This is a genomic window from Nocardia brasiliensis (assembly GCF_042691675.1).
Taxonomy (GTDB): domain Bacteria; phylum Actinomycetota; class Actinomycetes; order Mycobacteriales; family Mycobacteriaceae; genus Nocardia; species Nocardia brasiliensis_D.
In genome coordinates, this window is the sequence record NZ_CP170507.1 from 6658715 (window position 1) to 6672011 (window position 13297).

Below are 13297 nucleotides of genomic sequence, written 5' to 3' on the forward strand. Positions count from 1 at the left end.
AGAGACGAGGAGCTAGCGATGACCGACAGCACGGTCGAATCCGTTCGCGACACGACTGCCGACGAGGTCGACGCCATTGCCGTCGCGGCCGCCGCGGCCGCGGGCCCATGGGCGGCAATGAGTCTGGCCGATCGAGCGGGGGTGCTGCGCGGCGTCGCCGACCGGCTCGACGCACACGCCGCCGAACTGATCCCGGTGGCGATGCGGGAGACGCATCTGGCCGAGGCGAGGCTGACAGGCGAACTCCGGCGCACCAGTTTTCAGTTGCGACTGTTCGCGCAGACCGTGCTCGACGGCTACTTCCTCGACGTGCGCATCGATACCGCGGACGCCGACTGGCCGATGGGTGCGCCGCGGCCGGATCTGCGCCGGCTGAATGTCGCGCTGGGTCCGGTGGTCAACTTCGCGGCCAGCAACTTTCCGTTCGCCTTCTCCGTCGCGGGTGGCGACACCGCCGCGGCCCTCGCCGCGGGCTGCCCGGTGATCGTCAAAGCCAGTCCCGGGCACCCCGAACTCTCCCGCGCGGTGGGTGGCCTCGTCGATCAGGCGCTTGCCGAATACGGCGCTCCGAGCGGCACTTTCGGCCTTGTCTTCGGTCGCGATGCCGGAGTTCGAGTACTGACCCATCCCGCCATCGCCGCCGCCGCGTTCACCGGCTCCACCGCGGGCGGACGGGCGCTGTACGACCTGGCGTGCCGTCGGCCGGTGCCGATCCCGTTCTACGGGGAACTCGGCTCGATCAACCCGGTATTCGTCACCGAGGCGGCCGCGCGGACGCGGGCAGCGGAGATCGCGGCGGGACTGCTTACCGCGGTGAGTTCGAGCGCGGGTCAGCTGTGCACCAAGCCGGGCCTGGTCGCAATGCCCGAGGATGCAACGCTTTTCACCGAACTGGCAGAGCTGACCCGGACCGGTCCGGTGCCGACGGGGGAAATGCTCAACGACGAGATCGCCGCCGGGTTCACCCGGGCCGTCGAGCACGTGCGCGCGCACCCGAACGTGGAACTGCTGGCGGGTGGCGAGCCCGGTGAAGCACTACTGCTCGCTACCACGGCGCGCACGGTGCTGTCCGATCCCGACGCGCTGCTGCACGAGATGTTCGGCCCGGCAACACTTCTGGTCAGTTACCAGGACACCGCCGAACTGCTCGAGCTGGCTCGGTCAGTGGGTGGGCAGCTGACCGTCTCGATATTCGGCGACCAAGTCGACGACACCGTCCGAGCGCTGACCGCCGCCGCGGTGGGCGCGGCCGGGCGGGTGCTGTGGAACAGCTGGCCCACCGGCCTTTCGGTGACCTACGCGCAGCAGCACGGCGGACCCTACCCGGCAACCACGTCGCCGACCTCGACCTCCGTTGGGACCGCGTCGATCTCACGCTTCCTGCGACCGGTGGTGTATCAGTCGGTGCCCGACGACCTGCTGCCGCTCGAATTGCGTTCGGACAACCCGCTTTCCATTCCGCGGTCGGTGAACGGGGCGCGGCCGCAATGACCGGATCCGCGCCTTGCGCCACCGCCCTGCGCGGAACCGACGTCCTGATCATCGGTGGCGGCATGATCGGCTGCGCGCTCGCGGACCGGCTCACGCTGGCCGGTGCCGCGGTCCGCGTCTGTGAGCGGGGCGGGGTGGCCTCCGGAACCACCGCGCACGGTGAAGGGAATGTGCTCGTCTCGGACAAGGGTCCGGGGCCGGAGTTGGCGCTGGCCCAGTTGTCCCGGCGACTGTGGCCCGCTGTCCTCGAGCGGATCGCCGAGCGCCTGCCCCACGATGCGGCGGCCGTCGAATGGGAACCGAAGGGCGGCATCGTCGTCGCCACCACCGACGCGGGCGCCGTCGCACTGGCCGATTTCGCCGACAGCCAGCGCGGCGCGGGCGTGCGGTGCGAGGACCTGGCCGCCGACCAGTTGGCCGCGGCCGAGCCCGCGCTGACCCGCGACGTGTGCGCTGCCGTGTACTACCCAGAGGACGCCCAGGTTCAACCGGCCGGTGCGGCGACCGCTCTGCTCGCCGCGGCGATAACGGCGGGCGCGGTGCTCGAGACGCGGTGCGAGGTAACCGCGCCGCTGATCAGTGCCGGCCGATTGATCGGGGTGCGGACCAGCCGTGGGCCGCGGCACGCCGACGTCGTGATCAATGCGGCAGGCCCGTGGTCCGGCCCGGTATCGAACCTGTTGGGCACGCCGATCGCGATCAAACCGCGGCGGGGCGACGTGCTGATCACCGCACCGATGCCGCCGACCGTCTTCCACAAGGTCTATGACGCGGATTACGTAGGAGCCGTTGGTAGTTCGGACGCGGCGCTGCAATCGTCGGCCGTGGTCGAGTCGACGCGGGGCGGTCCGCTGCTACTCGGCTCGTCACGTCGCCAATGCGGCTTCGACGACCGGCTCCGCCCGGATAGCCTTGCCGCCATCGCCCGCCGGGCAATTCGCCTGTACCCCGTGCTCGCCGATGTCGCGATCATGCGGGCCTACGGCGGCTTCCGGCCCTACGTGGACGATCACCTCCCGGTGATCGGGCCCGATCCGCGACTACCCGGCCTGTGGCATGCGACCGGACACGAGGGCGCGGGCATCGGCCTGTCGGTAGCTACCGCCCAACTGATTTCGTCCGCGCTTGCCGGAGCGACGGACGAGGTCGACATCGCGGCCTTCACCGTCGACCGCCCCGCTGTCATCACACAGTCCACCGAGCCGAGCACGAAGAAGGTACTCCGATGAGTGAGCGAAGCGAGCGCCAGCGAGGCCAGTCATGAGCCAGCACGCGACGGCCGGTTCGATGCCGACGGCCTTGGGGCGTAAAGGGATCGCGGCATGAGCCCGCATTTGATTCCGGCCGATGCCGATCCGGTCGGCCGCGCCGATCGGGCGCTGACGGTCACTGTTGATGGGGTCTCGATGCCGGGTGCGCACGGCCAGACGCTCGCCACCGTATTGCTTGCCGACGGTCGCTCGCAGTGGCGCACCGCCCCTTCCGGCGGTGCGCGCGGCGTGTTCTGCGGCATCGGCGTGTGTTTCGACTGCGTCGCCACCGTCAACGGCATCCCGGACGTCCGGCTGTGCAGGCGCCCGGCCCGCGATGGCGACATCGTCACCACGCAGACCCGACTGTCCGGAGACGCACGATGAGCAGGCAGGTCGTGGTGATCGGTGGCGGCCCGGCCGGTACCGCGGCGGCCGAATCCGCACTCCGGCACGGCGCGACCGTGACGCTGATCGACTCGAACGAGGCGCTGGGCGGCCAGTACAACCGGCGCATACCCGCCGCGTACGGCGTCCGTCAGCCACTGAGCATCGGGCACGGGTACGACTCGGCCGCCCGCCGCGCGCGCCTGCTGATCGAGCACCCGCGCTGCGAATACCTGCCGTTGGCAGCTGTTTATCAGATCGAACGCGGGGTGGACGGTGACTGTCCGGCCGTGCGATTGCTGATCGGCGTCGAAGGCGACCGTCGGGTGCATCGCGTGGTGCGGGGCGACGCACTGGTGCTCGCCACCGGCGCTTACGACCGCGTGTGCCCGTTCCCCGGCTGGGACCTGCCCGGCGTCTATACCGCCGGTGCCGCACAGACTCTCGCGAAGACCCAGCGCGTGCTGGTCGGCCGGTCCGTGCTGCTCTCCGGCACCGGCCCGTTCCTGCTCCCGGTCGCGCAGTCACTCGCCGAGAACGGCGCCGAGGTCCGAGCGGTGCTGGAGGCCAACCCCGGCCGCCGGATCGCCCGGCACTGGGCCGCCGAGCCGTGGCAGTTGCGGCACAGCGCGGGTAAGGCCGTCGAACTGGCTGAGTACGTGGCCTGCGTTGTGCGACATCGGATTCCGTTGCGCACGGCGCGAGCGGTTGTCGCGGTGGCGGGTGACGGCCGGGTGGAGGAGGCCACCATCGCTCGGCTCGACGCGGACTGGGCGCCGATTCCGGGCAGTCACCGCACGGTGCCGGTGGACGCGGTCGCGGTCTCGCACGGATTCACCCCGCAGCACGAACTCGCGGTCGCCGCCGGAGCGCGACTGACCGCGGACGGCTTCGTGCGGGTCGACGGCAGCCAGCGGACGAGCGCCGAAAATGTCTGGGCAGCAGGGGAAATCACCGGCATCGGCGGCGCCCAGGTCGCCGACGTCGAGGGCACCATCGCCGGTCTGGCCGCGGCGGGCGCCACCGCGGACCGCGCGCTACTGGCCCGCCACCGCACCGCCCAGCAATTCGTGGCACGGCTCGCGGCCGCGCACCCGATCCGGCCGGGCGTGCTGACCTGGTCGCAACCCGACACCGTGCTCTGCCGGTGCGAGGGCACCACCCGTGCCGAGCTGACCGACGCCTGGTCGCGCGCCGGGGGTGACAGTTACCGGCCCGCCAAGCTGGCCACCCGTGCCGGACTCGGCCCCTGTCAGGGCCGGATGTGCGCGGCGAATATCGAAGCGTTGCGCAGTCGGCCCTGCCCCGACGGTGCCGCCGATGAGGCCGCTCCCGCAACAGGTCTCGCCGCGGCCTCGCCCGCGTGGCGGCCGCTGGCCGCTCCGGTGCGCTTGCGCGAGATCGCCGAACTCGACAACGAAGGACCGTCCTGATGCGCAGCAACATGATCATCTCCGCCATCGACACACACACCGAGGGCATGCCGACGCGGGTGATCACCGGCGGGGTCGGCGCCATCCCCGGCGACACCATGGCGGCCCGGCGGATGTACTTCGCCGAACATCTCGACGGGCTGCGCAGGCTGCTGGTCAACGAGCCGCGCGGCCACGCCGCGATGAGTGGCGCGATCCTACAGCAGGCCACCACCGAAGACGGCCACTACGGTGTGCTGTTCATCGAGGTCAGTGGGCTGCTGCCGATGTGCGGGCACGGCACCATCGGCGTGGCCACCGCCCTGGTCGAGGCGGGCATGGTGCCGGTCACCGAGCCGGTCACCGAGATCCGGCTCGACACCCCGGCCGGACGGGTCGTTGCCTCGGTCGCGGTCAGCGGCGGCCATGCCGACTCCGTCACGTTGCGCAACGTGCCCGCCTACTGCGACAGCCTGGACAACGAGGTCGAGGTACCCGGCATCGGCCCGGTGCGCTACGACATGGCCTACGGTGGCAACTTCTACGCCATCGTCGACCTCGGCAAGCTCGAGTTGCCGTTCGACCGCGCGCACAAAGACCGCATCCTCGACGCGGGACTGCGAATCATGGCTTCCATCAACGAGTTCCGGCGTCCGGTACATCTCGAGGACGCGCGAATCGCCGGATGCAAACATGTCCTGTTCCTCGACCCGGCCGCCGAGCCCGCGCACACCCGCCACGCGATGGCCATTCACCCTGGCTGGTTCGACCGCTCGCCCTGCGGCACCGGTACCTCCGCGCTGTTGGCGCGCCAGCACGCCCGCGGGTTCCTCACCGATGACCAAGTGCTGCAAAACGATTCGTTCATCGGCACCACCTTCTACGCGCGGGCCGTCGAAACCGCCACGGTAGGTGATCGACCCGCGATCGTGCCCGCGATCACCGGACGCGCCTGGCTGACCGGGACCGCGAACTACCTGCTCGACCCCACCGATCCCTTCCCCGAGGGTTTCGTCTTCTGATCAGCACCACCCGCTCCACCGCTCCACCTGGAAAGGCCAGTCGATGAAGACCGTCGTCACCAGACCCGCACGTCCACCGCTCACCAAGCGCGGCGTGATGCGACGTATGCCGGTAATCGTCGCCGACACCGGCGATTTCAAGAAGAGCATGGGTCTGTGGCAACTCGTCGCGCTCAGCCTCGGCGGACTGGTCGGGGCGGGCGTGTTCTCCCTGGCCGGTGTGGTGGCCAACGAAGTCGCGGGCCCCGCCGTGCTCATCTCGTTCGCCATCGCGATCATCGCGTCCGGGGCGGCGGGCCTCTGCTACGCGGAATTCGCGGGCATGGTCCCGCGTGCGGGCTCGGCCTACACCTACTCCTATGTCGCGCTCGGCGAGATCATCGGCTTCATGATCGGCTGGGATCTGTTGCTGGAGTACACCGCCATTGTGTCGGTTGTCGCGATCGCGGTGTCCGGCTACCTGAACTACATCACCCACTACATCGGATTCGACTTGCCCACTTGGGCGCTCGGCGCGCCGGGCACCGGTACCGGGCACAAGGTCGACCTCTTCGCGGTTCTGCTCTGCCTGCTGCTGGCTTACCTACTCTCCCGGGGCACCCGCGAATCCGCCCGGGTGCAAACGGGACTCGTCGTCTTGAAGATGGTCATCGTCGCCATCGTGGTCGTCGCGGGCGCATTCCATATCAAGGCGGGCAACTATCAGCCATTCTTTCCGTTCGGCGTCGGCGGTGCGGTATCCGGTGCGGCCCTTGCCTTCTTCGCGGTTTACGGCTACGACGCGATGAGCGCCGCGGCGGAAGAATCCACGGACGGCAAGAAGCTGATGCCGAAGGCGATCATGATCAGTCTCGGCATCGCGTCGGTGGTCTACCTGCTGGTCTGCCTGGTGATCGTCGGGATGGTCAACTACACCGATATCAATGTCGCGTCGCCGTTCTCCAGTGCGTTCGACACGGTGGGGATGGGCATCCTCGGCCTGGTCATCGCGGTCGGGGCCGTTGTCGGCGTCACCACATCGGCGTTCGCGAACATGCTCGCGGTAACCCGGGTCGGCTTCGCGATGAGCCGAGACGGCCTGCTGCCGTCGTACTTCGGCAAATCCAGCCCGGTCCGCAAGGTGCCGACCCGGGTGATCTGGCCGGTCGGCATCGTGTCCGCCCTGATCGCCGGGTTCCTGCCGATCCGGGAAGCCGCCGAGCTCACCAATGTCGGCATCCTGATGGCGTTCATCGTGGTGGCGCTGGGCGTGATGCGGCTGCGCCGGACACGCCCGGACGTCGAGCGGGCTTTCCGCACCCCCTGGGTGCCGGTGGTGCCGTTGATCGGGATCGTTTTCTCGGTGTGGCTGATCAGCCACCTCACCTGGGTCACCTGGTTGCGGTTCCTGGTCTGGCTGCTGCTCGGTCTGGCGGTGTACCTCGCCTTCAGCTACCGGCACTCGAAACTGAACAATGTTGAAAGCGAATTATTCTGATAGAGGTCGTGCTCGCACACAGGAGAAACCCGGAGCGCATTGATGATCGAACGGTTGGATATACCCAAGCGGTCCACGTTGCGCGAGCACGTGTCCGACGCGCTGCGTGCCGCGATCATCTCCGGCGAGCTCGAGCCCGGGGTGCTCTATTCGGCGCCGTGGCTGTCGGAGCGCTTCGGGGTCTCCCCCACCCCCGTCCGCGAGGCGATGCTGGACCTGGTCAAGCAGGGCCTGGTGATCTCGGTACCGAACAAGGGTTTCCGGGTCACCGAGATCTCCGACGCGGACCTCGATTCGATCGCCAAGATCCGGATGCTGCTGGAACCACCGAGTGTCCGCTCGATCGCAGGCACCATTCCGGAATCCGACATCCCAGGATTGCGGGATCAAGCCGACAAGATCGTCGAGGCGGCCAAGCGCGGCGACCTCGTCGAATACGTCGACGCCGACCGCCGATTCCACCTGATGCTGCTGGACTATTGCCACAACCCGCGACTGTCCCAGATCGTCGGTGACCTCCGCGCCCAAACCCGCCTGTTCGGCCTCGCCGCGCTCGTCGAGCGCGGGGAGCTGGACAAGTCCGCGCAGGAACACCACACCATCCTCGACCTGATCGAACAGCACCGAGACGAGGAGCTCGAGCGCTTCCTCCGCAAACACATCGGCCACGTCCGCGGCATCTGGGCCGCCGGTAACGCCCCCGACGAGGACGATCTGTAGGACGGTCCGGCGTGGGGCCGACCGGTTATGTCACAGCCGTTCGGCTAGTTCGGCCAGTCTGTCGATGGAGGCCTGGAGCTTGTCTGCCGTGGTGGCTCGGGCACGGATGAGGCGCTTCTGGTCGGTCAACTCGGACCAGTCGTAGGTGTGGGTGACGCGGGTGCGGGTCTCGTCCAAAGGCTCGAGTTCCCAGCGCCACAGGTGTCCCGGCGGCTGCTGGCCGGGTTCGGCGGGGAACCAGGCGATCCGGCGGGCCTCTTCGAACTCCACGATGTGGTTCTCCCGGACGGCACCGTTGGTGAGGGTCATGGTGAACATGTCACCGACCGCGCGCACCCGTTGTCCCGCCGCGGCGTTCGCCAGATTCTCGTTGCCGTCCCACAGCGGCTGCGGTACCGGGTCGGCGATCAACTCGAAGATCTGTTCCGGCTTCGCCGCGATTTCACGGCTGGCACTCACCACACGAGCAGGTTCGGTCTTGTCCGTCATGACTTGATCGAAGCATCCGGTAGCCGAGTTGCGCTAGCCGCCCCACGGCAATCCCACCGCCCGCTACCTCCTGTTTGCCGGAAAGAGGGTGATTCGTCCCATGTTCAGCGTGCGCAGTTCGTTCGGCCCCGTTAAACGTTGTCTTCTCATTCACCAGACGAGGGGAAAACGGTAAATGGACGACCGGAACGACCATCAGGTGATCTCCAGACGCACCCTGCTCATCGGTGCGGGCGTGCTGGCCGGGAGCCTGACGCTGCCCGGTATCGCCAACGCGGACAGCAAGTTTCCGATGCCCACCAGCACCGACATCAACGTGCTGATCACCGGCGACGCGGGCACCGGCGAGGCGGGACAGCGTGCGGTGGCCGCCGCGGCGAAGCGGATCTGCCAGGCCGAAGGGGTATCGCTGGCGGTCGGGCTCGGCGACAACATCTATGAGGACGGCGCGGAAAGCCCGGACGACGACGAGTTCTCGACCAAGTTCGAACAACCCAACGCGGGCATCGATGTGCCGTGGCTGATGGTCCTCGGCAATCACGACTGCAGCGGAATCTTCCCCGGCAGCGGCGGCGATCCGAGCAAGGGGGATCACGAGGTCGCCTACCATCAGCGCTCGCCCCGCTGGTACATGCCGTCGCGGTACTACCAGGTCGCCCTCCCGGCGACCGGCGATCCGCTGGTCGAGTTCTTCGCGCTGGACACCGTTCCCGTCTCCTCGACGGTGCTGCAGACCGACCCGCACTACCAGTGGAACGGCCCGTACATGCGACAGCAGCGCCAGTGGCTGGACGGCGCGCTGACCGCATCCCGCGCGACGTGGAAGATCGTGCTGACCCATCACCCCTACCGCAACAACGGCAAGCACGGCAACGCGGGCGCCTACGACGGCGTCACCACCGGTGACTACATGAGTGGCAAGCACCTGAAGGAGCTGTTCGAAGCGGTCGTCTGCGGCCGGGCCGACTACATTCTCTCCGGCCACGACCACACCATGCAGATCCTGGATACCGCGGGCGCGTCCCGGGGCACCCAGCAGATCGTCTGTGGCGCCTCCGCCAAGAAGGGCGACGGCAGTTCACTCGTCACCAACCCGTCGTTCTGGCAGGACTTTTCGAGCCTGGGCTTCATGATGGCCAAGATCCGCCGAAACACCCTCACCCTCGACGCCTACACCGTCGACCCCGCGAGTGGCACGGCACGCCGAGCCTACTCCCACGCCCGTCAGCGCTGAATCGCCTTACCGTCCAACGGATTCCCGGAGCCTTGTCGAAGGAGGCTCCGGGATCACCGCCGCACGCGCCCGCACATCGGCGTGAGAAGCAGGCCAGGTCAGGCGAATTCAGGCTGGCCGGACATCGATCCGACGTCGGCTGATCATGACGGCGTCATGAACGCGTCATTCGCGCTTGATCGGATCACGTCCGTTATATCCGGATCTACCAGACTCGAGGAAGTGCCTTGCCGCTAATCAAGCCCACCCGGCTCAGCATCATCGCAGCACTCGCCACCACCCTCATGGTGGGTGCTCCGCAGGCCTCCGCCGCACCCGCGTCCACCCCTGAGCTCAGGGTGCTGACGTACAACACGTTCCTGATGAGCAAGAATTTGTACCCCAACTGGGGCCAGGACCACCGGGCAGCCGAGATCCCGAAGGCCGACTTCTTCCACGGCAACGACGTCGTCGTGCTGCAGGAGATGTTCGACAACGAGGCCTCCGACGCGCTGAAGGCCAAGGCCGCCGCCGAGTACCCGCACCAGACACCGATCGTCGGCCGCTCGAAGGACGGCTGGGATGCCACCGGTGGCAAGTACACCGCGACCACACCCGAGGACGGCGGAGTCAGCATCCTCAGCAAGTGGCCGATCCTGCGCAAGGAGCAGTTCATCTTCGCCGATGCCTGCGGCGCCGACTGGTGGGCGAACAAGGGCATCGCCTACGTGGTGCTCGCGGTGAACGGCAGCAAGGTGCACGTGGTCGGCACGCACGCGCAGTCGACCGATCCCGGCTGCGGTGCCGGTGAGGCGGCGCGTGATCGCTCGCTGCAGTTCAAGGAGATCAACGCCTTTCTCGACGCGAAGCACATTCCGGCCGACGAGCAGGTGCTGCTGGCGGGCGACCTGAACGTCGACTCCCGCAGCACCGAGTACGACTCGATGCTGGCCGACGCTCGGCTCGAACCCGCCACGGCACGGACCGGACACCAGTTCTCCTTCGATACCAAGGAGAACTCGATCGCGTCCTACCGCTACCCGAGCGACCCGCGCGAAGATCTCGACTACGTGCTGCACCGCAAGGGGCATGCCAAGCCCGCGAGCTGGCAGAACCACGTCGTCAAGGAAACCGCCCCCGCCTGGACGGTGTCGAGCCAGGGCAAGGACTACACCTACACCAACCTGTCCGACCACTACCCGGTAACCGCGGGCGCTTGATCCGGAACGTCGCCCGTCCCGCGGCCGCGTGCGGGGCGGGCGCGCGTTTCCGCTGGCAGAGTGATCAAATCGACAACTTTCCGACTAGCCGGTCTGTTTAGTCGGCCTCATCCTGGACTGACCGTTGAAAGGGGTTAGTCGTGCGCATATCGCAGGTTGTCCGGGTGACCGTTGCCGTTGTGTGCGCCGGGTTCGCGCTGGCACCCGCGGTCGCGAGTGCACAACCACCTGCGCGACCGCACTATCCTGTCTCCTACGAATACCGCGATGCGGCCGTCGCCGAGGCCCGGAATCCGGAGGCCGCGCCGCTCGGTGCCAACGACTGGACATGCAAGCCCAGCACGCTGCACCCTGAGCCGGTAGTACTGGTGCACGGTGGCGGCAATACTCGGCTGCTGGACTGGTCGGCTCTCGCCCCCTTACTGGCCAACAACGGCTACTGCGTTTTCGCGCTGACCTACGGTCTGCTCCCGAACACCCCCGCACCACTCGGCTTGGTAGGCGGGATGACACCGATCGAGCACGGCGCGCAAGAACTAAGTGACTTCACCGACCGCGTGCTGGCCGCCACCGGCGCGGATCACGTCGACATCGTCGATCACTCGCAGGGCAGCCTGGTTTCGGACTACTACGCGAAATTCCTCGGCGGGGCAGACAAGATCGACCGTCTCATCTCGCTCGGCACCCTGTGGCACGGCACCAACACGCTCGAGTCCGCGGCCCAGCTCACTCAGCGTGCGGCCGAACAGGGACTACCCATTTCCGTGGATGCCCTCATGGGTTCGATCTGCCCGCCCTGCTTGCAGATTCAGCACGACTCCGCCTTCATCGCGAAACTCACCAGCGGCGGTGCGGCCGTTCCGGGGGTCACGTACACCGACATCATCACCAGCAACGACGAATTCGTGATTCCGTACACGAGCGGATACCTGCCCGCCCCGAATGCCACCGATCACGTCATCCAGGACTACTGCCCCGGCGACCGTACCGAGCACACCTTGCTCCCCTACGACACCGTGGCAGCCCAACTCGTTCTCAACGCCCTGGATCCGAGCCACGCCGAGCGCGCTACCTGCACGAGCAGTCCCCCGAACAGCTGATCGGCACTGCCTGAAAATTGTTGTCACGGAACCCTCATCACGATCCTTCGCGAGCCATATGATCGCCACACAGTAGGAGTGGAGATCACCGCATGACCGCAGTCGCCGACGCAGGCACCACCGGGTATTCCCGCGTCATCGCACCACCGGGCTGGAGCCGCTGGCTGGTGCCGCCCGCGGCGTTGTCCATTCATCTAGCCATCGGGCAGGCCTACGCCTGGAGCGTATTCAAGCCGCCCCTGGAAAAGTCGATGCACATCTCGGGGACCGGCAGCGCCCTCCCGTTCCAGATCGCCATCGTCATGCTCGGACTGTCGGCGGCCTTCGGCGGAACGCTGGTCGAGCGCCGTGGCCCACGCTGGGCGATGACCGTCTCGCTGGTGTGCTTCTCGTCCGGTCTGCTGATCTCGGCTTTGGGCGCGGCAACGAATGCCTACTGGCTCATCGTCTTCGGCTACGGGTTCGTCGGCGGGATCGGGCTCGGCATCGGCTACATCTCCCCGGTTTCCACGTTGATCCGCTGGTTCCCCGACCGGCCCGGCATGGCAACGGGTTTCGCGATCATGGGCTTCGGTGGCGGCGCGCTGATCGCCTCACCGTGGACCACCCAGTTGCTCTCGACCTTCGGCCGAGACAACGTCGGCATCGCCGAAACCTTCCTGGTCATGGGCCTGACCTACGCGGTGTTCATGTCGGTGGGCGTGCTGCTGGTCCGGGTGCCACCGCCGGGCTGGCGTCCGGAAGGCTGGGTGCCGCAAGCGAAAACGGCGAAACTGATCAGCGAGCACGACGTGGCCGCCAACGACGCGATCCGGACGCCGCAGTTCTGGCTGCTGTGGATCGTGCTGTGCTTCAACGTCACCGCGGGCATCGGCATCCTGGAGAAGGCGGCGCCGATGGTGATCGACTTCTTCAAGGAGACCTCGACGCCGGTGACGGCCGTCGCGGCGGCGGGCTTCGTCGCGGTGCTGTCCGCGGCCAATATGGCCGGGCGGATCGGCTGGTCGTCGCTGTCGGACGTGATCGGCCGCAAGAACGTCTACCGGATCTATCTGGGTGTCGGCGCGCTGGCCTACGCGTTGGTGTGGTCGGTCGGCCAGACCAACAAGCCGCTGTTCATCGTCGGCGCGATGGTGATCCTGTCGTTCTACGGCGGTGGCTTCGCGACGATTCCGGCGTATCTCAAGGACCTGTTCGGGACCTATCAGGTGGGCGCGATCCACGGTCGACTGCTCACCGCCTGGTCGGTGGCGGGCATCGCGGGGCCGTTCATCGTCAATGCCATCGCGGATACCGGTGCGCGGCAAGGGAAGACGGGTCCCGAACTGTACGGCGCTTCGTTCGCCATCATGATCACGCTGCTCTGCGTCGGCTTCGCCGCCAATGAACTGATTCGCCCCGTCGCGACGAAATACCATCGAAAAGTCCCGGCGCAGGCCGTCCACCCGGAGGGAAGCCCGGCATGACCGAACTCGACCGCCCGGAACAGCTCCGCCGCGGCGCATTCCGTTGCTGA

12 protein-coding genes are annotated in these 13297 nt (G+C 67.5%); 11 read left to right on the forward strand and 1 reads right to left on the reverse strand.

Translation table 11 applies throughout. The features are described 5' to 3' along the window. The first annotated feature begins 18 nt into the window (after positions 1-18). From ACFK0J_RS30615 to ACFK0J_RS30645, 7 genes are all read left to right on the forward strand, one after another. Positions 19-1491, forward strand: a complete 1473-nt coding sequence (locus ACFK0J_RS30615; protein ID WP_378733194.1) for an aldehyde dehydrogenase (NADP(+)) — start codon at positions 19-21, stop codon at positions 1489-1491. After that, positions 1488-2720 (forward strand): NAD(P)/FAD-dependent oxidoreductase, encoded by a 1233-nt coding sequence (locus tag ACFK0J_RS30620; RefSeq protein WP_378733195.1) that lies wholly within the window; start codon positions 1488-1490, stop codon positions 2718-2720. Before ACFK0J_RS30615 ends, ACFK0J_RS30620 begins: the two co-directional genes overlap by 4 nt. A gap of 93 nt (positions 2721-2813) precedes the next feature. Continuing rightward, positions 2814-3128, forward strand: a complete 315-nt coding sequence (locus ACFK0J_RS30625; protein WP_378733196.1) for a (2Fe-2S)-binding protein — start codon at positions 2814-2816, stop codon at positions 3126-3128. Next, positions 3125-4561 carry an FAD-dependent oxidoreductase gene (locus ACFK0J_RS30630; RefSeq protein WP_378733197.1) on the forward strand — a complete coding sequence of 479 codons (1437 nt, stop codon included), beginning with the start codon at positions 3125-3127 and terminating at the stop codon, positions 4559-4561. The genes ACFK0J_RS30625 and ACFK0J_RS30630 overlap by 4 nt, the downstream gene beginning before the upstream one ends. Continuing rightward, positions 4561-5562 carry a proline racemase family protein gene (locus ACFK0J_RS30635; RefSeq protein WP_378733198.1) on the forward strand — a complete coding sequence of 334 codons (1002 nt, stop codon included), beginning with the start codon at positions 4561-4563 and terminating at the stop codon, positions 5560-5562. The genes ACFK0J_RS30630 and ACFK0J_RS30635 overlap by 1 nt, the downstream gene beginning before the upstream one ends. 43 nt (positions 5563-5605) lie before the next feature. Next, positions 5606-7039, forward strand: a complete 1434-nt coding sequence (locus ACFK0J_RS30640) for an amino acid permease (RefSeq protein WP_378733199.1) — start codon at positions 5606-5608, stop codon at positions 7037-7039. Positions 7040-7081: 42 nt separating this feature from the next. Continuing rightward, positions 7082-7759: a GntR family transcriptional regulator gene (locus tag ACFK0J_RS30645; RefSeq protein ID WP_378733200.1), complete on the forward strand. Its 678-nt coding sequence runs from the start codon at positions 7082-7084 to the stop codon at positions 7757-7759. Positions 7760-7789: 30 nt separating this feature from the next. On the opposite strand, the gene ACFK0J_RS30650 is transcribed toward ACFK0J_RS30645, so the two are convergent. Next, a complete protein-coding gene (locus ACFK0J_RS30650; RefSeq protein WP_378733201.1) occupies positions 7790-8248 on the reverse strand; it encodes an SRPBCC family protein in 459 nt (152 codons plus the stop codon). A gap of 175 nt (positions 8249-8423) precedes the next feature. On the opposite strand from ACFK0J_RS30650, the gene ACFK0J_RS30655 reads away from it, so the two are divergent. The 4 genes from ACFK0J_RS30655 (at position 8424) to ACFK0J_RS30670 (ending at position 13247) form a co-directional block, all read left to right on the forward strand. Then, positions 8424-9482, forward strand: a complete 1059-nt coding sequence (locus ACFK0J_RS30655; protein WP_378733202.1) for a metallophosphoesterase — start codon at positions 8424-8426, stop codon at positions 9480-9482. Positions 9483-9709: 227 nt separating this feature from the next. Further along, a complete protein-coding gene (gene sph, locus ACFK0J_RS30660) occupies positions 9710-10681 on the forward strand; it encodes a sphingomyelin phosphodiesterase (RefSeq protein WP_378733203.1) in 972 nt (323 codons plus the stop codon). 140 nt (positions 10682-10821) lie between these two features. Continuing rightward, the gene (locus tag ACFK0J_RS30665) at positions 10822-11781 is read left to right on the forward strand and encodes an esterase/lipase family protein (protein ID WP_378733204.1); all 960 of its coding nucleotides are present in this window, start codon (positions 10822-10824) and stop codon (positions 11779-11781) included. A gap of 92 nt (positions 11782-11873) precedes the next feature. Further along, positions 11874-13247, forward strand: a complete 1374-nt coding sequence (locus tag ACFK0J_RS30670) for an OFA family MFS transporter (protein WP_378733205.1) — start codon at positions 11874-11876, stop codon at positions 13245-13247. Positions 13248-13297 lie beyond the last annotated feature (50 nt).